Annotated in this window: 19 protein-coding genes and 3 tRNA genes; 16 read left to right on the top strand and 6 right to left on the bottom strand. The window is 68.2% G+C overall.

The annotated features are described in order from the left end of the window. Nucleotides 1–238 precede the first annotated feature (238 nt). From ABD116_RS27425 to rpmG, 3 genes are all read left to right on the top strand, one after another. Nucleotides 239–311: transfer RNA gene (locus ABD116_RS27425), tRNA-Thr, on the top strand. A gap of 49 nt (nucleotides 312–360) precedes the next feature. Further along, a tRNA-Met gene (locus ABD116_RS27430) sits at nucleotides 361–434 on the top strand. A 51-nt stretch (nucleotides 435–485) separates the two neighbouring features. Next, nucleotides 486–653, top strand: a complete 168-nt coding sequence (gene rpmG / locus ABD116_RS27435; RefSeq protein WP_020388160.1) for a 50S ribosomal protein L33 — start codon at nucleotides 486–488, stop codon at nucleotides 651–653. A gap of 126 nt (nucleotides 654–779) precedes the next feature. On the opposite strand, the gene ABD116_RS27440 is transcribed toward rpmG, so the two are convergent. Next, the gene (locus tag ABD116_RS27440) at nucleotides 780–1,508 is read right to left on the bottom strand and encodes a hypothetical protein (RefSeq protein WP_343976258.1); all 729 of its coding nucleotides are present in this window, start codon (nucleotides 1,506–1,508) and stop codon (nucleotides 780–782) included. A gap of 122 nt (nucleotides 1,509–1,630) precedes the next feature. On the opposite strand from ABD116_RS27440, the gene ABD116_RS27445 reads away from it, so the two are divergent. The 7 genes from ABD116_RS27445 to ABD116_RS27475 all read left to right on the top strand — a co-directional run bounded on the left by ABD116_RS27445 (nucleotide 1,631) and on the right by ABD116_RS27475 (nucleotide 6,340). Next, nucleotides 1,631–2,053: an FAS1-like dehydratase domain-containing protein gene (locus tag ABD116_RS27445; RefSeq protein WP_343976261.1), complete on the top strand. Its 423-nt coding sequence runs from the start codon at nucleotides 1,631–1,633 to the stop codon at nucleotides 2,051–2,053. Then, nucleotides 2,050–2,457: a MaoC family dehydratase gene (locus tag ABD116_RS27450; RefSeq protein ID WP_343976264.1), complete on the top strand. Its 408-nt coding sequence runs from the start codon at nucleotides 2,050–2,052 to the stop codon at nucleotides 2,455–2,457. Before ABD116_RS27445 ends, ABD116_RS27450 begins: the two co-directional genes overlap by 4 nt. Further along, a complete protein-coding gene (locus tag ABD116_RS27455; protein ID WP_343976267.1) occupies nucleotides 2,454–3,530 on the top strand; it encodes a UDP-N-acetylmuramate dehydrogenase in 1,077 nt (358 codons plus the stop codon). Before ABD116_RS27450 ends, ABD116_RS27455 begins: the two co-directional genes overlap by 4 nt. Before the next feature lie 260 nt (nucleotides 3,531–3,790). Next, a complete protein-coding gene (locus tag ABD116_RS27460) occupies nucleotides 3,791–4,435 on the top strand; it encodes a hypothetical protein (RefSeq protein ID WP_343976270.1) in 645 nt (214 codons plus the stop codon). After that, complete coding sequence (locus ABD116_RS27465) at nucleotides 4,435–5,091, top strand: hypothetical protein (RefSeq protein WP_343976273.1); 657 nt, start codon at nucleotides 4,435–4,437, stop codon at nucleotides 5,089–5,091. The genes ABD116_RS27460 and ABD116_RS27465 overlap by 1 nt, the downstream gene beginning before the upstream one ends. Nucleotides 5,092–5,096: 5 nt before the next feature. Then, nucleotides 5,097–6,095 carry a hypothetical protein gene (locus ABD116_RS27470; protein WP_343976276.1) on the top strand — a complete coding sequence of 333 codons (999 nt, stop codon included), beginning with the start codon at nucleotides 5,097–5,099 and terminating at the stop codon, nucleotides 6,093–6,095. After that, nucleotides 6,092–6,340 carry a hypothetical protein gene (locus tag ABD116_RS27475; RefSeq protein WP_343976279.1) on the top strand — a complete coding sequence of 83 codons (249 nt, stop codon included), beginning with the start codon at nucleotides 6,092–6,094 and terminating at the stop codon, nucleotides 6,338–6,340. Before ABD116_RS27470 ends, ABD116_RS27475 begins: the two co-directional genes overlap by 4 nt. Nucleotides 6,341–6,347: 7 nt before the next feature. Here ABD116_RS27475 and ABD116_RS27480 read toward each other — a convergent pair whose 3' ends face one another. Then, on the bottom strand, nucleotides 6,348–7,688 hold the full coding sequence (locus tag ABD116_RS27480) for an NsdA family TPR-like regulatory protein (protein ID WP_343976282.1): 1,341 nt from the start codon (nucleotides 7,686–7,688) through the stop codon (nucleotides 6,348–6,350). A 127-nt stretch (nucleotides 7,689–7,815) separates the two neighbouring features. Between ABD116_RS27480 and ABD116_RS27485 the strand changes: the two genes are divergently transcribed. After that, nucleotides 7,816–8,322: a hypothetical protein gene (locus tag ABD116_RS27485; protein ID WP_343976285.1), complete on the top strand. Its 507-nt coding sequence runs from the start codon at nucleotides 7,816–7,818 to the stop codon at nucleotides 8,320–8,322. On the opposite strand, the gene ABD116_RS27490 is transcribed toward ABD116_RS27485, so the two are convergent. The 3 genes from ABD116_RS27490 to ABD116_RS27500 all read right to left on the bottom strand — a co-directional run bounded on the left by ABD116_RS27490 (nucleotide 8,319) and on the right by ABD116_RS27500 (nucleotide 12,014). After that, a complete protein-coding gene (locus ABD116_RS27490) occupies nucleotides 8,319–9,686 on the bottom strand; it encodes a TrpB-like pyridoxal phosphate-dependent enzyme (protein ID WP_343976288.1) in 1,368 nt (455 codons plus the stop codon). The genes ABD116_RS27485 and ABD116_RS27490 overlap by 4 nt on opposite strands. Nucleotides 9,687–9,702: 16 nt before the next feature. Then, nucleotides 9,703–10,743, bottom strand: coding sequence for an adenosine deaminase (locus ABD116_RS27495; RefSeq protein ID WP_343976291.1), 1,041 nt, complete (start codon nucleotides 10,741–10,743; stop codon nucleotides 9,703–9,705). A gap of 77 nt (nucleotides 10,744–10,820) precedes the next feature. Beyond that, nucleotides 10,821–12,014: a pyridoxal phosphate-dependent aminotransferase gene (locus ABD116_RS27500; RefSeq protein WP_343976294.1), complete on the bottom strand. Its 1,194-nt coding sequence runs from the start codon at nucleotides 12,012–12,014 to the stop codon at nucleotides 10,821–10,823. Nucleotides 12,015–12,306: 292 nt separating this feature from the next. Between ABD116_RS27500 and ABD116_RS27505 the strand changes: the two genes are divergently transcribed. The 5 genes from ABD116_RS27505 (at nucleotide 12,307) to rplA (ending at nucleotide 15,133) form a co-directional block, all read left to right on the top strand. After that, nucleotides 12,307–12,379: transfer RNA gene (locus tag ABD116_RS27505), tRNA-Trp, on the top strand. Between the two features lie 55 nt (nucleotides 12,380–12,434). Beyond that, nucleotides 12,435–12,677, top strand: coding sequence for a preprotein translocase subunit SecE (gene secE / locus ABD116_RS27510; protein WP_328329499.1), 243 nt, complete (start codon nucleotides 12,435–12,437; stop codon nucleotides 12,675–12,677). 62 nt (nucleotides 12,678–12,739) lie between these two features. Then, nucleotides 12,740–13,855: a transcription termination/antitermination protein NusG gene (gene nusG / locus ABD116_RS27515; RefSeq protein ID WP_343976298.1), complete on the top strand. Its 1,116-nt coding sequence runs from the start codon at nucleotides 12,740–12,742 to the stop codon at nucleotides 13,853–13,855. Nucleotides 13,856–13,867: 12 nt separating this feature from the next. Then, a complete protein-coding gene (gene rplK / locus ABD116_RS27520; protein WP_020388147.1) occupies nucleotides 13,868–14,299 on the top strand; it encodes a 50S ribosomal protein L11 in 432 nt (143 codons plus the stop codon). 111 nt (nucleotides 14,300–14,410) lie between these two features. Then, nucleotides 14,411–15,133 carry a 50S ribosomal protein L1 gene (gene rplA / locus ABD116_RS27525; protein ID WP_343976300.1) on the top strand — a complete coding sequence of 241 codons (723 nt, stop codon included), beginning with the start codon at nucleotides 14,411–14,413 and terminating at the stop codon, nucleotides 15,131–15,133. 588 nt (nucleotides 15,134–15,721) lie between these two features. Here rplA and ABD116_RS27530 read toward each other — a convergent pair. Beyond that, a complete protein-coding gene (locus tag ABD116_RS27530; protein ID WP_343976303.1) occupies nucleotides 15,722–16,753 on the bottom strand; it encodes an alpha-hydroxy acid oxidase in 1,032 nt (343 codons plus the stop codon). Nucleotides 16,754–16,965 lie beyond the last annotated feature (212 nt).

The raw sequence follows: 16,965 nt of genomic DNA on the forward strand, positions 1-16,965 counted from the left end.
GCACTGGCGAAGCATCCACGATGCTCCGCATCGAGGACGCTCCTCCAGCACCGCGATGCACGCACCTGGACACCGCAATCACTCGACCAGCGCCGGACGCAGGACACTGGGGCTAAAACTGGTCGGAAGCACTCCCGGGAACCGGTATGCTTCTCTGGTCGGAACGAGGGGCCTGCAAGGCGCTTCTTCCCCGATTTCACATCGGGGCGGGAGACCGTGTAATCTCTCTCCTCGGCCCGCCCCTTTAGCTCAGTCGGCAGAGCGTCTCCATGGTAAGGAGAAGGTCTACGGTTCGATTCCGTAAAGGGGCTCAGAGATCGCGTCCCACCCGGTCGCCCGGGTGGGATGGCGGACTTACCCGGCGGGGTAGCTCAGGTGGTTAGAGCACACGGCTCATAATCGTGGTGTCGCGGGTTCGACTCCCGCCCCCGCTACTTCGAGAACGCGATCACTCCAGTTGCGCGTTCCAGACAAAAGAGGCAGTAATGGCTAAGGCAAGCGACGTCCGCCCGAAGATCACCCTTGCGTGCACGGTCTGCAAGGAGCGCAACTACATCACCAAGAAGAACCGGCGCAACGACCCGGACCGTCTTGAGCTGAAGAAGTACTGCGCCCGCTGCAACGACCACACCGATCACCGCGAGACCCGCTGATCCCAGCAGTCTTCACGTCAGGCCCGCTTCACTCCCAGTGAAGCGGGCCTTTCGCTGTCCCAAACCCCTTACGTCCGAAGAAGTCGAGGGACGTCACTCGACTTCTTCGGACGTAAGGGGTTTGGGTCAGACGGTGAGGATGGGTTTGCCGGCCTCGTAGGCGGTCAGGCGGTCGGCTCGCGAGGTCAGGCAGCAGGAGCCGCAGACGGTGCCACGGCCCTTGGTGCTCGTGTAGTAGAGGCAGCAGGTGTTGCGGAGGTACACGAGCTTGCCGGCCGCCTCCGTGACCTCGCCCAGGCGGGCCAGCCCGGCCGGGGCCTTGGCGACGAAGGTCTGCCAGCGTTCGAGGAGGTAGGACGGGGCGACCGTCTCCTGCTCGCGGGTGGCGGCGCAGAAGGCCATGGCGCATCCGGCGGCCACCCCGCCGTGGAGCTGGCGCAGGCCGGCCCGGGTCCGGCGGTGAAGCTCGGCCGAGAGGGGGAGCAGGTGCTGGGTCAGCACCACGTCGTACAGAGTCTGCAGGCCGCCGGGGAGGAAGTCGGCGGAGCGGATGGCGACAGAGGCGATGCCGTGGCCGTCATGCGGCTTCACCCACAGGTTGTGCGGGCGGATGTCGAGCACGCGGCCTTCGAGGGCCCAGAGCAGCAGCGCGGTCGCCGGGGCACGGCCCGCGTAGAAGGACATCAGGCTGAGCGCGTTCGCGTGGGCCGAGACGTGGTCGCTCGCGTCGTGGTCGCGTTTGAGCAGCTCGGTCAGTTCGGGACCGTCCGGCTCGAGCAGCCGGTCGACCCGGAGCCAGTCCGTCCCGCTCGGCTCACCGATCTCCAGCCCGTACCTCGGGGCGTAGCGGGCCAAAGCGGCTACACCTCCGCGCTTTGAAACGACACTGTCTGCCGTCACGCGTGTCCTGCCCTTTCCGTCTCGGGAGGAGTGGGTGGCGGCACTCGGCTCCCAGTCTGCCAGTAGGGTTACTGGACATGACGATCGACGCCACGATGGTCGGCCGGAGCTATTCGGCCGCCGAGTCCTACCAGGTCGGCCGGGAGAAGATCCGGGAGTTCGCCGACGCGATCGGCGACCCCAACCCGGCGTACCGGGGGGTGAACGCGGTCGCGCCGCCGACCTTCGCCTTCATGGTCGCCAACCCGGCGCTGCTGGAGTTGCTCGCGGACGAGGAGCTCGGGCTGCGGCTGGACCGGATCGTGCACGGCGCGCAGAAGTTCAGCTACACCCGCCCGATCAAGGCCGGCGACGAGATCGCCGCGACCGCCACCATCACCACCGTGCGCAAGGCCGGTGACGTCGAGGTGATCATGTACGAGACCGCACTGACCACCGTGGACGGCGAGCCGATCGCCACCTCCACGTCGACGATCTCGCACAACCGGGCGGACTCATGAGCACCGTCGAGGTGGGTTTCGAGCTGCCGCCGCTGACCGTCACGCTGCGGCGCGAGGACCTGGTCCGGTACGCCGGTGCGAGCGGCGACTTCAACCCGATCCACTGGAACGACCGGATGGCCGCGGCCCTCGGGCTGCCCGGCGTGATCGCGCACGGCATGCTCACGATGGCGAGCGCGGCCCGGGTCGTCACCGACTGGCTGGACGACCCGGCGGATCTGGTCGAGTACGGGGTGCGGTTCACCAAGTTCGTCGTCGTACCGGACGACGACAAGGGCGCGACCGTCACGTTCTCGGCCAAGGTCGACAAGCTGACCGACGGCCACGCCGAGATCGACATCACCGCCCTGGCCGGCGAAGAAAAAGTCCTGGGCCGCGCCCGAGCGGTCGTGCGACTCCCGTGACCACTCCGAACGTTCCTGTCACCGGCGCCACGGCTGCCGGGGCAACCGTCTCCAAGGATGTCCGGCTGGCGGACTTCACCACGTTGCGGATCGGCGGACCCGCCGACCGCCTGGTCGAGGTGACCACCGAGCAGGAACTGATCGACGCGGTCCGCGAGGCCGACGCCGCATCCCAGCCGGTGCTGCTGCTGTCCGGCGGCAGCAACGTGGTGATCGGCGACGAGGGCTTCCGCGGCACGGTCATCAAGATCGCCACCCGCGGCATCCGGGTCGACGCGGACGCCTGCTCCGGCGCGATGATCCACATCCAGGCCGGCGAGGACTGGGACGCAGTCGTCCAGCGCGCGATCGCCGAGGAGTGGAGCGGCCTGGAGTCGATGTCCGGCATCCCCGGGCTGGCCGGCTCGACACCGGTCCAGAACGTCGGCGCCTACGGCCACGAGGTCGCCGAGACGATCGCCTCGGTCCGCGTCTGGGACCGGGTCGACAACGCAGTACGCACGATCTTCGCCGCCAACTGCGGCTTCACCTACCGCAACTCCCGCTTCAAGGCCGCCCCGACCCGGTACGCCGTACTGGAGGTCGCCTTCCAGCTTCCCCTGGGTGACCTCTCCGCCCCGATCGGCTACGCCGAACTCGCCCGCACCCTGGACGTAGAGCCCGGCTCCCGAGCCCCCATGACCGAGGTCCGCGAAGCCGTCCTGGCCCTCCGCCGCAGCAAAGGCATGGTCCTGGACGAGACCGACCACGACACCTGGTCCGCCGGCTCCTTCTTCACCAACCCCCTCCTGGACACCACCGCCGACGTCCCCGCCGGCGCCCCCCAATGGCCCCAACCCGACGGCCGCATCAAGACCAGCGCCGCCTGGCTGATCGAGCACGCCGGCATCGCCAAGGGCTTCTCCATCGGCAACGCGGCCGTCTCCACCAAACACACCCTGGCGTTGACCAACCGAGGCAACGCAACCTCGAAGGAACTCCTGGCCCTGGCCACCCACGTCCGCACCCAGGTCCACCACGCCTTCAGCATCACCCTCGTCAACGAACCGGTCCTGGTGAACTGCGCCCTCTGACGCGCTGATCAATTCATCGGGGATGGGGTTGCTGCTTGTTGCAGCGCCGCGCTCTTGATTCGATTTTTCGCGGCAATGACGCTGTATTCGTGTGCGAGTCAATCCGCCCGAATTCGCACAGACCCGGCTCGAGCGCAGCGGTAATCGCGGCAAAATGCATTGGCCACGGTTCCTTGTTGTCCCGCGCCACCGCTGTGTCGTCGCGTGTCCCCGCGACCGTTTCTCCTTCCGGGCGGAGCTCTCTGGAGGGTGGGAACACGATGCAGAGAAAACGAATACTCGCGCTGGCGGCGGTCGCCGCGCTGGCGGTGGGCTTCACGCCGGCCGGGAACGCCATCGCGCATCTGACGGTGGCCGAGGGCGATCCGGTGGTCAAACCGGGCAGCCCGGGTTCTGGGCAGGTGGACCTGCGACAGCCCCCGGACGCCACCGGCAGTGTGCCGGTAGATCCGAACGCGGGGGCGGCCAGTCGCGACATCGCGACCCTGAACCAGCGGTACGCGCTCACCGCCGCTCAACGGGTGCAAGCCGAGACGATCCTGCAGAACAGCACGGTTCTGGGCAGCGCGCTCAAGAAGAAGAGCGCGAGCAGCCTGCCGTACACGGTCGACCAGTTCGGGGCCTGGCGAGACGACGACACCGGCGTGATGCACGGTGCGATCTACGACATCACGCTGAGCCGGCCGATCAACACCTTGATGTCGCGGTTGCCGGTGCTGACCGCCGACGGCCAGCCGTCGACCATCCAGGTCAAGCTGACGAACCTGCAGAAGTTCACCATGATCGTCTCCTTCGACACCCAGGCGGTGGTCGAGGTCGATCCGATCGCCACCGAAGGCGCCGTCTTCACTCCTGGCCCGGAGACGACACCGCGGCCGACCCCGACCGGAGACGGTGATCAGTGATGGGAACGCGATTCAAGCGGCTGGCCGCACTGGCGGGTGCCCTGCTTCTGGTCAGCTCGGTCTCCGGCCCGATGATCGCCCGGGCGGCCGAGGCAGGCAACGCGCAGGGGCTGCGGATGGGTACCGACCTGTTCTGGAACTACGACTTCACCACCAAGGTCGGGGCCGGCTGGGACAAGGTCGACTGGAACGTGACGCTGCTGTTCTACAACAACGCCGAGGTCGACAAGGTGAAGAACTCCTCGGCGATGCGGTTCTCCTACCCGTTCTCGGGCGGCTCGATGTACGCCTTCATGAACGACGGCGCCGGCGGTTACTACGACTCCGACCGGGGACCGAAGACGGACACCCCCAGTTGCTTCGGTGACACCCGGCACTTCCGGATCTACGCCGACGCGGATGACCGGATGTACACCACCGGGCTGGGCTACTGGGTCTTCGCGACGACGCACAAGGACTTCAACGAACTCTGCGCCGACTACTACGGGGACACCAACGGAACCGAGGCAGACGTCGCCAACCGGTTCGCGAGCAAGGGCTACACGGTGCTGCGGAACTACAGCTACTTCTACAACTACGAGCCGTACCACCTCGATCCACGCAACAAGAAGCACCGTTGGCAGTGCGACGGGTACGCCACCTACATCCGGATGTGAGCGGCGTGCGCAGAGTCCTCGCAGTGCTGGCCATCGGTCTTGCCCTGCCGTGCTTCGCCTCGGTCGCTACTGCGGCCGAGGCGCCGGCCCCGGTGACGATCGAACCCTCGAAGGCGTCGTGGCCGGTGGCAGACCTCGACCCGGCGGCGCGCACCGGCGTCCAGTTGGTCGGCACCAAAGGTCAGCGGTACGACGTGAAGTTCCGTCTTCCGGAGGGTGCGGCGAACGGCAAGCCGGACTGGTACCTGATGAAGCTGGACCTGCGCTTGCGGTTCGCCGCCCAGGCGCGCGGCGAGTGGGCGGTGGTCGGTGACATGAACGGCTTCACCGGCGCCCGGGTGGACTTCTCGGTCGAGCGGGGACAGGCGACGGTGAGCAGCCTGTCCCTGCTCGGCGGCCGACGGACCCGGACGACGGACGCGGCCGAGGTGACCGAGCAGTTCGTCAACTACGCCCAGGACGGTGGCTTGATCCCGGGCAAGGTGAACGTGCTCTCGTTCCGGATCGAAGCCGAGAAGGCCGCCGGACTGACCTCGGTGGAGGTGCTGCCGACCTCCGGCCTCGAACTGACCAAGGCCCAGCCGGACGAGATCGGGCTGGGGACACCGGACAAGGCGCTGGTGGCGGCGGTCGGTGAAACCATCGAGGTTCCGTTCGGGGTCAGCCGTCGCGGCGGGCATCCCGACGCCCCGATCGACGTCGAACTGAGTCCTTTGCGATCGGGAATGTCGGTGGTCGGGGAATCCCATCAGAAATTCCCCGGAGTGGGTTCCGGAATACGCGGGAAATTCGTCATCAAGGTCGACAGCGCGGGCGAATACCGGGTCGCTGTCCGGGCCATCGGCAGTTACAATCCGGCGGGCGGTGAGATCAGTATTCTGGCCGGTCCGCGAGGCCCTGATCGGGTACGCTGGTGGTTGATCATCCCGGTGGCGCTGTTGACGCTGACCTTCGGGCTTCGACGGTTGCTGCGACACCGCAAGAACACAGCGGAGGTCCCATGATGCCGACGACGAACGACTCGGCGGTGCGGCGGCGGCCGTTGCTGGCGGTCGGCGGGCTGGCACTGGTGGCGCTGGTCGTCGGCCTGCTGTTCGGGGTGATCTTCGCTCTCCCGGTGGCACTGCTGGGCGTGGTGGCTGCCGTGGTGCTGCTTCGCAAGACGCCCGGGCCGTTGGTTCTCGGCGGCGGGCTGAACGTCGGCGTTCTCGTGGTCCTGTACCTGATCGCCGCCTTCACCGGGAAGTGACGGCCGGTCAGGCCAGCGCCTTGCCGGTTTCCTGGTCCAAGGGGCTGCGGACCGTGGCCGGGTGGCGGGTGAAGTCGAGGATGCTGTTGCGGAGTGCCTGGGCCGCGGGGGCGTCGACGTAGCTGCGGGTGGTGGTCATCGCCGCCACCTCGCTGATGCGGTGGATCAGGGGGCGCATCCGGTACTCCGTGCGGGTCTCCAGGACTGGGATGAGGGTTTCGCGGGCGCCGTCCAGCTCTCCCAGGAGGAGGTGGGCCTTGACCTGCTGGAGGCGGGTCATGCGTTCGGAGCCGTGGTTGCGCAGGGCGTGCGGGGCCGACTCGAAGAGGGCGACGCTGCGGTTGGCGTGCTCGAGGGTCAGGTCGGGGTGGCCCAGCGTCAGGTAGGCGTCGGACCAGAGGCCCTCGGCACGCTCTGGGGTGCAGAGGAAGAGGCCGCCTACCTCTGGTGCGGCCGGGTCGGGGGTGGTGCGCTTGGCCTGGTCGAGCATGGTGCGGGCCTCGTCGGTGCGGCCGGCTCGGGCCAGGTCCAGGGCGGCGGCCGACGCCAGGAACAGGGCGGAGGTACCGGAGGCGTACCGCAGGCCGTCCAGGGCGAAGTCCACCGCGTGGTCGATGTCGTCCTGCCAGAAGGCGGCCGTGTGCTGGGTGGCGCGGACCCAGGCGCGCAGCTCGTCGTAGCCGGAGGCATCGGCGCATGCCCAGGCTGTCCGGGTATGGCTCTCCGCGACCTCCGGGCGACCCAGGTCGACCGACATCCACCCGAGCAGGGTCAGTGCCCAGCCGGCTGCGGCGTACAGGTCGCGGGTCTGCTGCGGTGGCTGTCGGCCGCCGAGCAGCTTGAAGGCGCGGTCGCGGACGGCGATGCTGCGCTGGAACAGAGCCTTGGTCGGCACCTTGAGGTAGTTCTGCGCGATCCGCTGGATGTCGGCATGCAACTGCTCGACGGTGAGGCCGCCGACGTTCGACTCCTCGGCCAGGGCGAGCAGCGAGACCGACTGGTCGCCCGCGTCGATCAGCTGGTCCTCCATCCCGGCCATGGAGCAAGTGGTCAGCTCCGGGCCCAGCGGTCCCAATGTCCCGGCCTGGCCGAAGCCCAGCTCGCTGTCGGTGGCGACGTGCAGCACCTCCCGCAGCCCGGCCCGGTACGCCGCACCCGGCCAGCGCACCGCGCCGCGTTCGAGTTTGGCGATGTAGTGCCCGTCCAGCTCGTACCGCGTATCGGTGGTGGCCCACAGCCAGGCGCAGACCGCCTCGGCCAGTTCCGCGCGGGACAGGTGGGCGCCCGGCGTGTTGGGGGACGGCGTCCGTTCCCGGGCGGCTCGCAACAACTCGTTCGACTCTGGCATGACGGTAACTGTAGGTGCCCGGACACGCTCCGCGACGGTGTTCAGGGCCCCTGTGGAGGAGCTGCCCCAAGCTGCCCCGCGGTGCCCCGAGCTGCCCCGTTTCCCAACCCCGCTTAGGCTTTGGCAGATGGCCGAAGAAGCAGTGACGACGTTGCGCGCCGAGCTGCGCCGGTTCGGGCGGGCCGAAGAGGCGTTCGCCCTGCTGGAGACCTTCCTCGAGGTCGCCCGCCCCCGGCTCGAGACCGCGTCGCTCGACCCCAGAGAGCTGTACCTGCCCGAGGAGATGACCGACGACCGGGCCGTCGTCCGGGATTTGATCGATGCCATCGGCAACGAACCGAAGCCGCAGCGCCGGCTCCTGGTCGTCGCCGAGCGCAAGTACGACCTGGATGACGTGCAGGCCCGCTGGGACTTCACCCGGCTCGCGTACTGCTCCGACCTGGCCACCGTCTGGAGCCGCGGCCGGCGGACCACCTATTTCGAGGTGACCGACAAGAGCAGAGCGACGTACTGGCTGCCGGACACCCTCAAGATCCAGTACTTCGACGCGATCGCCGCCAAGGGCTGGGCGGTCCCCGAGGACTGGCTCAGCGCCCCCTCGAAGACCCCCAAACCCTGGTGGCGCCGCTTCTAGACCGCAGGCAGCTTCTCCAGCGCCGCCGCGACCGAGGCCTGCAAGTCGGCGTCGTCCCAGGCCCGGTCGGTCATCGCGCCGGACAGATAGGCGTCGTACGCCGCCAGATCCAGATGCCCGTGCCCGCAGAGCGCCGTGAGAATCACCTTCGACTCGCCCGACTCCTTGCACCGCTGCGCCTCCTCGATCGCCGCGGCCAGCGCATGCGTCGGCTCCGGCGCCGGCACGATGCCCTCCGACCGCGCGAACAGCACGCCCGCCGCGAAACACTCCGACTGTGGCTTCGCGATCGCCTCGATCTCGCCCGTCTCGTAGAGGTGGCTGATCAGCGGGCTCATCCCGTGGTACCGGAGTCCGCCGGCGTGGATCGGATCCGGGACGAAGTCGTGCCCGAGCGTGTGCATCTTCATCAGCGGCGTCATCCCGATCGTGTCGCCGAAGTCGTAGGCGTACGTGCCCTGCGTCAGTGACGGACACGCGGCCGGCTCCACGGCCCGTACCACGGGAGACATCCGCCCCGCCCACTTCTCCCTGAGGAACGGAAACGCAAGGCCGCCGAAGTTCGACCCGCCACCGGTGCAGCCGACCAGTACGTCGGGAGTCTCGCCGACCATCGCGAGCTGCATCAGCGCTTCCTCACCGATGATCGTCTGGTGCAGCAGCACGTGGTTGAGCACGCTGCCGAGCGCGTAGTGCACGTCAGGATCGGCGACCGCCATCTCGACGGCCTCGCTGATCGCGATCCCGAGTGAGCCGGTGGAGTCAGGATTCTCGGCGAGGATCTTCCGCCCCGACTCGGTCAGGTCCGACGGGCTCGGGTGCACGGTCGCGCCGAACACCTCCATCATCGTCCGCCGGTACGGCTTCTGGTCGTACGAAGCCCGCACCTGCCAGACCTCGCAATCCAGCCCGTACTGCGCGCAGGCGAAGGCCAGCGCGGTGCCCCACTGACCAGCGCCAGTCTCGGTCGTGAGCTTCCGGACCCCCGACTTGGCGTTGTAGTACGCCTGCGGCACCGCCGTATTCGGCTTGTGCGACCCGGCCGGCGACACGCCTTCGTACTTGTAGTAGATCCGGGCCGGCGTATCGAGCGCCTTCTCCAGCCGATGCGCCCGATAGAGCGGACTCGGCCGCCACAGCCGGTAGACGTCGAGCACCTCACCGGGGATGTCGACGTACTGCTCCTGCGACACCTCTTGCATGATCAGGTCCATCGGGAACAGCGGCGCCAGGTCGTCCGGCCCCACGGGCTGCCCGGTGCCGGGATGCAGCACCGGCGGCGCTGGCGTCGGCAGATCGTGCAGCACGTTGTACCAGCGGGTCGGCAGCTCGTCCTCGGGCAGCAGGATCTTCGTCGGCGTCATGAACGCAAAGTAAGGCCTACAGCCCAGCCTTTTCCAGAGTGTCGACGCCGAGCCACGTGTCGATCTCACCGAGCAAACTCTTCTGTACTTCGGGAGGCGCCGTCGACGCGAGCACCGAGCCCTTCGCCAGGCCGGCCAGCTCGACGTCGGTGAAGCCGTGCACGCTCCGGGCCGTCTCGTACTGCTCCGCCAGCCGCGACCCGAACAGCAGCGGGTCGTCGGCCCCCAACGCGATCCGGGCGCCCGCCTCGTACAACTGCCGCAGCGGCACGTCCTCCGGTCGCCGGTACACCCCCAGCGACACGTTGGACGCCGGGCAGACCTCCAGCGCGACCTGTGCGTCGACCACCCGCTTCAGCAGGTCGGGGTCCTCGACGACTCGCACGCCGTGACCGATCCGGCCGGCACCCAGCTCGTCGAGGCACGTCCGCACGGTCGCCGGACCGCAGAGCTCGCCGCCATGAGGTGCGGCCAGCAGGCCCGCGTGGTGGGCGATGCGGAACGCCGGGGCGAACTCGGACGTAGTACCGCGCCGCTCGTCGTTGGAGAGTCCGAAGCCGACGACCCCACGGCCGACGTACTGCGCGGCGAGCCGGGCCAGGGTCCGGGCGTCGAGGGGATGTCGCGTGCGGTTGGCGGCGATCACGACCTGGACCGAGATGCCGGTGCTCGCGGATGCGTCGCGGGCTGCGTCGAGCACCAGATCGGTGAACTCGGTGATGCCGCGGAAACGGCTCGCATACCCGGACGGGTCGACCTGGATCTCGAGCCAGCGGGAGCCGTCGGCGCGATCGTCCTCGGCGGCCTCCCGGACCAGGCGGCGGACGTCTTCCTCGGTGCGCAGGACCGACCGGGCGACGTCGTACAGGCGCTGGAAGCGGAACCAGCCGCGCTCGTCGGCCGCGGACAGCTGCGGCGGCCAGTCGGTGCGCAGGGCGTCGGGCAGCCGGACGCCGTGCTTGTCGGCGAGCTCGACCAGCGTGAGGTGCCGCATCGACCCGCTGAAGTGCAGGTGCAGGTGGGTCTTCGGCAGCAGCCGCAGGTCCCGATCCGTCATTACAGAAGGTTACCGACAGACCGCCCGGAGAAGAAACCGGGCGGTCTGCCAGTGGTCGGCCAGGGGCCGGCCGGTGGTCAGCCGAGCAGCTTGGCGATCCGGCCGATGCCCTCGGTCAGATCCGCGTCGCCGAGTGCGTAGGACAGTCGCAGGTAGCCGGGCGCGCCGAACGCCTCGCCGGGCACGACCGCGACCTCGACCTCGTCGAGGATGATGCCGGCCAGGTCGGTCGAGGTGTTCGCGACCTTGCCGTTGATCTCCTTGCCGAGCACGCCCTTGACCGACGGGTAGGCGTAGAAGGCGCCGGTCGGCTCCGGGCACTCGATGCCGGGGATGTCGTTGAGCAACTGGACCATCAGCTTGCGCCGGCGGTCGAAGGCGACCTTCATCTCCTCGACGGCGCTCAGGTCGGCCGTCAGCGCCGCGATCGCGGCCCGCTGGGCGACGTTGCAGACGTTCGAGGTCTGGTGCGACTGCAGGTTCGTCGCGGCCTTGATGACGTCCTTCGGGCCGATCATCCAGCCGACCCGCCAGCCGGTCATCGCGTACGTCTTGGCGACGCCGTTCAGCACGACGGTCTGGTCGGCGAGCTCCGGTACGGCGACCGGCAGCGAGGTCGACTTGGTGTCGCCGTAGGTGAGGTGCTCGTAGATCTCGTCGGTGATCACCCAGATGTCGTGCTCCAGCGCCCAGCGGCCGATCGCCTCGATCGCCTCCGGGGTGTCCACCGCGCCGGTCGGGTTCGACGGCGAGCAGAACAGCAGCGCCTTCGTCTTCTCGGTCCGGGCCGCCTCCAGTTGCTCGACGGTGACCAGGTAGTTCTGGCTCTCGTCGGCGAGCACCTCGACCGGCACGCCGCCGGCCAGCTGGATCGTCTCCGGGTACGTCGTCCAGTACGGCGCGGGCAGCAGCACCTCGTCGCCCGGGTCGAGCAGGGTGGCGAACGTGTTGTAGACGGCGTGCTTGCCGCCGTTGGTGACGAGCACCTGGCTCGCCTCGATCTCGTACCCCGAATCCCGCTTCGTCTTCTCGACGATGGCCTGCTTCAGCTCGGGCAGACCACCCGCCGGGCTGTAGCGGTGGTTCTTCGGATCGCGGGCGGCCACGACGGCCGCCTCGACGATGTAGTCCGGGGTCGGGAAGTCCGGCTCGCCGGCGCCGAAGCCGATGACCGGCCGGCCGGCCGCCTTGAGGGCCTTCGCCTTCGCGTCGACAGCGAGGGTGGCCGATTCACTGATTGCACCGATACGTGCGGAGATGCGGGAGACCATGGGCCCCATCCTGGCACTGACCGGCCGCTGGTCACATCCGGGTATCGCCTGGTGACCGGAACCATGGTGGCCCCCCTGGCGTTGCAAGGGCGTGGAGACGGTAAGGTTCTGCCCGCAGTACGACGTCCGGCCCGAAGTCCACGGAGGTTCGCCGCCGTGGTGGGGACCCGGAGCAGCCTGGGGCTCAGTTCGACCAGGTGGCCCCGACCCCGTACACTCTTCTGGTCTGGGCGTTGATGGCCCTGACTCGGCATGCCCGAGATCAGGTCCGGCGGCGTTCGGAACTTTGCAGAGGGCACTAGCTCAACTGGCAGAGCATCGGTCTCCAAAACCGAAGGTTGGGGGTTCAAGTCCCTCGTGCCCTGCAAATCCTGATCGGTACAAGGCCGGTCAGGCCGCCGCTAGCGAAAGAGGTAGGTCGTGACGGAGACGCGCACCCCGGCACCGTCCGGCGCCGGCAAGCCTGCGGAGAGCAAGGGCGGAAACCGCCTGCTGCGCTTCTACCGCCAGGTGGTCGCCGAGCTCCGCAAGGTGGTCTGGCCGACCCGCAAGCAGCTGTCCACCTACTTCGTGGTCGTACTGACCTTCGTGGTGTTCGTCATCGCGATCGTGTCGGTGCTCGACCTCGCCTTCGGCTGGGCGATGTTCAAGATCTTCGGCTGACGCCACAGCCGCCGCCCGCACCACAGCCGGAGCCCACCCCGGTTCCACCACCCGATGCACAGATGACGGAGTACAACGTGTCCGACCAGCGCGACGACGAGGTCCTCGACGAGGACGAGTTCGACGTATCCGCTGACTCCGACGACGACCTCGATCTCGACTTGGGTTTCGACGACTCCGACGACGATGACGACGACGACCTGTTCAAGGACATCGAGGTCGAGGTCGGCGACGATGACGACGTGCCACTGGCCGCCGACAGCGAGTACGCGGCTGACGACGAGGCCGAGGACGGTACGGCCGACGAGGACGACTCCGACGACGAGCCGGTGGTGGTCGTAGCGGCCGCCGACGACGCGGAGGACGCCGAGGTGGTCACCGAGGCCGACATCGACGACGCCGCGGACGAGCTGGCCGAGGAGACCGCCGAGACGGCTCCGGACGACACCACCGAGGCGGAGCCCGAGGTCGACGAGGTCGTCTTCTCGTCCGCCGGTGACGACTCCGACTCGGCTGACGAGGACGAAGCCGAAGAAGAGGTCGAGCCGGCCGAGCCGGGCGACCCGCTGGAGGAGCTGCGCGCCACGCTGCGCTCCCAGATCGGCGACTGGTACGTGGTGCACACGTACTCAGGGATGGAGAACCGGGTCAAGGGCAACCTCGAGAACCGGATCAACTCCTTGAACATGGAGGACTTCATCTTCGAGATCGTCGTGCCGACCGAAGAGGTCGCCGAGATCAAGAACGGGCAGCGCCGGATGGTCAAGCGCACCGTGCTCCCCGGCTACGTGCTGGTCCGGATGGACCTGACGGACGAGTCCTGGTCGACCGTGCGGCACACGCCGTCGGTGACCGGTTTCGTCGGGAACAGCCAGAAGCCGGTCCCGCTCAGCCTCGAAGAGGTCGAGAAGATGCTCGCTCCGGCCGTCGTGGCGGCGGCCGAGGCAGCGGCTGCCGAGACCGGCGCCGCACCCACCAAGACCGCGGCCAAGAAGAAGGTCGAGGTCGCCGACTTCGGTGTGGGCGACTCGGTCATGGTCGTCGACGGGCCGTTCGCGACCCTGCACGCCACCATCACGGAGATCAATGCCGACGCCCAGCGGATCAAGGCGCTGGTGGAGATCTTCGGCCGGGAGACCCCGGTGGAACTCAGCTTCAGCCAGATCCAGAAAGTCTAAGGACCCGAGAGAATGCCTCCCAAGAAGAAGATCGCTGCCCTCGTGAAGGTGCAGCTCCAGGCCGGCGCCGCGACGCCGGCCCCGCCGGTCGGTACCGCGCTCGGTCCGCACGGCGTCAACATCATGGAGTTCTGCAAGGCGTACAACGCCCAGACGGAGTCCATGCGCGGAAACGTCGTGCCGGTCGAGATCACCATCTACGAAGACCGCTCCTTCACGTTCATCACCAAGACGCCGCCGGCGCCGGAGATGATCAAGAAGGCCGCGGGCCTGCAGAAGGGTTCGGCCGTCCCGCAGAAGGACAAGGTCGGCAAGATCACCAAGGACCAGGTCCGCGAGATCGCCACCACCAAGATGCCCGACCTGAACGCGCGCGACATCGACGCCGCGATGAAGATCATCGAGGGCACCGCGCGCTCGATGGGCGTCACGATCGAGAAGTAAGCACCTCTTTCCGGTTCACCTCGGTGAGCCAGCAGGAGTGGAAGGGCGATCAGTTCGCCCGTCAAGACCACATCGGACGACGAGTTGCCGTCCGCAAACAGGAGATTTGAAATGGCACAGCGCAGCAAGAGCTACCGCGCGATCGCGGAAAAGATCGACTTCGACCACCTGTACACCCCGCTCGAGGCGATCAAGCTCGCCAAGCAGGGTGCGACCGGCAAGAAGTTCAACTCGACCATCGACGTCGCGATGCGGCTCGGGGTCGACCCTCGCAAGGCCGACCAGATGGTGCGCGGCACCGTCAACCTTCCGCACGGTACCGGCAAGACGGCACGGGTCCTCGTCTTCGCCACCGGTGAGAAGGCCGAGGCCGCACTGGCCGCCGGCGCCGACTACGTCGGTGACGACGACATGATCAAGAAGGTCACCGACGGCTGGCTCGACTTCGACGCCGTCGTCGCCACCCCGGACATGATGGGCAAGGTCGGCCGGCTGGGTCGCGTGCTCGGACCGCGTGGTCTGATGCCGAACCCGAAGACCGGCACCGTCACCCCGGACGTGACGAAGGCTGTCACCGACATCAAGGGCGGCAAGATCGAGTTCCGCGTCGACCGGCACGCGAACCTGCACTTCATCATCGGCAAGGTCTCCTTCGACGAGGCCCAGCTGGTGGAGAACTACGGCGCCGCACTGGAGGAGATTCTCCGGCTGAAGCCCTCCAGCTCGAAGGGTCGCTACATCAAGAAGACCGTCTTCTCGACGACGATGGGTCCGGGCGTCCAGGTTGACCCCAACCTGACCCGCAACCTGCTCGAGGAGAACGTAGAGGCCTGAGCCTCCCGCTTTTCGTCTTCACCAGAACGCCCCGGTCTCCCGACCGGGGCGTTCTGCTGTCCCCACGCGCCCCGCGCCGCTCGCTCCTACGTCGCTCCCTGCTCCGGCGCTCCCGCCCGCCCTTTGCGAGCACATGCGTGCTGCGCCCGCTCTTCTGCGAGTGCGCGCGTGCTGCGCCCGCGTGGCGAGAGCTAGGTGCTGTCCCGCCCAGAGGCGACCGTCTGGGGTGATGCTGACCCCACGCGCCCAGCGCCGCTCGCTCCTACGCCGCTCCCTGCTCCGGGCGCTCCCGCCCGCCCTTTGCGAGCACATGCGTGCTGCGCCCGCTTGGTGAGAGCGAGGTCGGGCGTCGGAGGGCCGCCGGACGTCGTACCGGGTGGTGTGCTCCTGCGCCAGCTGGCTAGGTGTGAGCAGGACGGCGGGGTGCTCATGCTGCGGGCGAGTGTCCGGGGTGGTGCTGGGCGCGAGGCTGTTGTGTTGCTTGCTTGGGTCTGGGGCGGGGTTGATTGGGGTAGTTGCGGGCAGGTCGGGGCAGGTGGGATGGCCGGAGTGGTGGGGCGTTGTGAGAGACAGGTGCTGGTGGGGGAGCTAGCTGGTGAGGAGGTCTGGGGTTAGGTCGGTGAGGGTGCGGGCGCCGGCTAGGCGCATGGCGTGTTCTAGTTCTTCGGCTAGGTCTGTGAGTAGGCGGGTGACTCCGGAAGAGCCGTCGACTGTGAGGGCCCAGAGGGCGGGGCGGCCTAGTAGGACGGCTCGGGCGCCTAGGGCCAGGGCGGCGAGGATGTGTTCGCCTCGGCGGATTCCGCCGTCTACGTAGAGTTCGGTGGTAGTGCCGGAGAGGGCTGCGGCTACCTCGGGGAGAGCCTGGGCGGTGGGGATTGCTCCGTCCAGTTGGCGGCCGCCGTGGTTGGAGACGATGATGCCTGCGGCGCCGGCGTCTGAGCAGCGTTTGGCGTCGTCGCCTCGGAGTACGCCTTTGACCAGGACGGGGAGGCCGGTGCGTTCGGTGAGCCAGCCGATGACGTCGGGGGTGAGGTCGTCGGCTTTGGCCAGGTCGTCGTCGGCATAGTCGCCAGCGGGGAGGTTGGCCAGCAGGTGGTCAGTGGGGGCCACCGTCCAGACAGTCGGGCCGTCATCCTCTTTGCGTCCGACCACGGGTGTGTCAGCGGTCAGTACTACGGCCCGCGCGCCCCCAGCGACGGCAGCATCCAGCATCTTCAGCGTGATGTCGCGGTTCCGAACTACATAGATCTGCACCCACCACGGCGTACCGACCTCGCCGACCGCCGCGAACGTAGTACCGGCGTTGCTCGACACCGCGAGCGCCGACCCGGCCGCGCCGACCCCAGCGGCCATCGCCAGCTCGCCGTCCGGATCGGCCTGGCGCTGCAGCGTCGTCGGCGCCACCAGCACGGGCAGCTGGACCGGCGTCCCCAGCACGGTCGTCGTCAGATCAACGGTCGACACATCAGTCAGCACCCGCGGACGGAAGCGGTACGAACTCCACGCCGCCACCGCCTCGCCGACACTGATCCCGCCGGCGGAGCCCTGGCGGAAGTACCGGTGCACGGGCTCCGGGAGCTTCTCGCCAGCGGCCGCTTCCAGACCGTCGATCCATCGCATGCCACCGATCCTTCCACGCATCGGCGCGGTACCCCGGGCACCCCCAGCCAGCCTTCCGCGCCAACTCCAGTACCCGGTCGTCGGTAGTCTCTCGCCCACTTTGTGCTCGACCTGAGCAATTCCTCCGGCCAGATTGGCTCAGCTGAAGCACAAAGTGGCCCCGTCCCCACAAACCCGCCGCGTGGTTGGCGGCGGCAGGTAAAGTGGGGGGT

This window comes from Kribbella koreensis (assembly GCF_039525325.1).
GTDB lineage: Bacteria > Actinomycetota > Actinomycetes > Propionibacteriales > Kribbellaceae > Kribbella > Kribbella koreensis.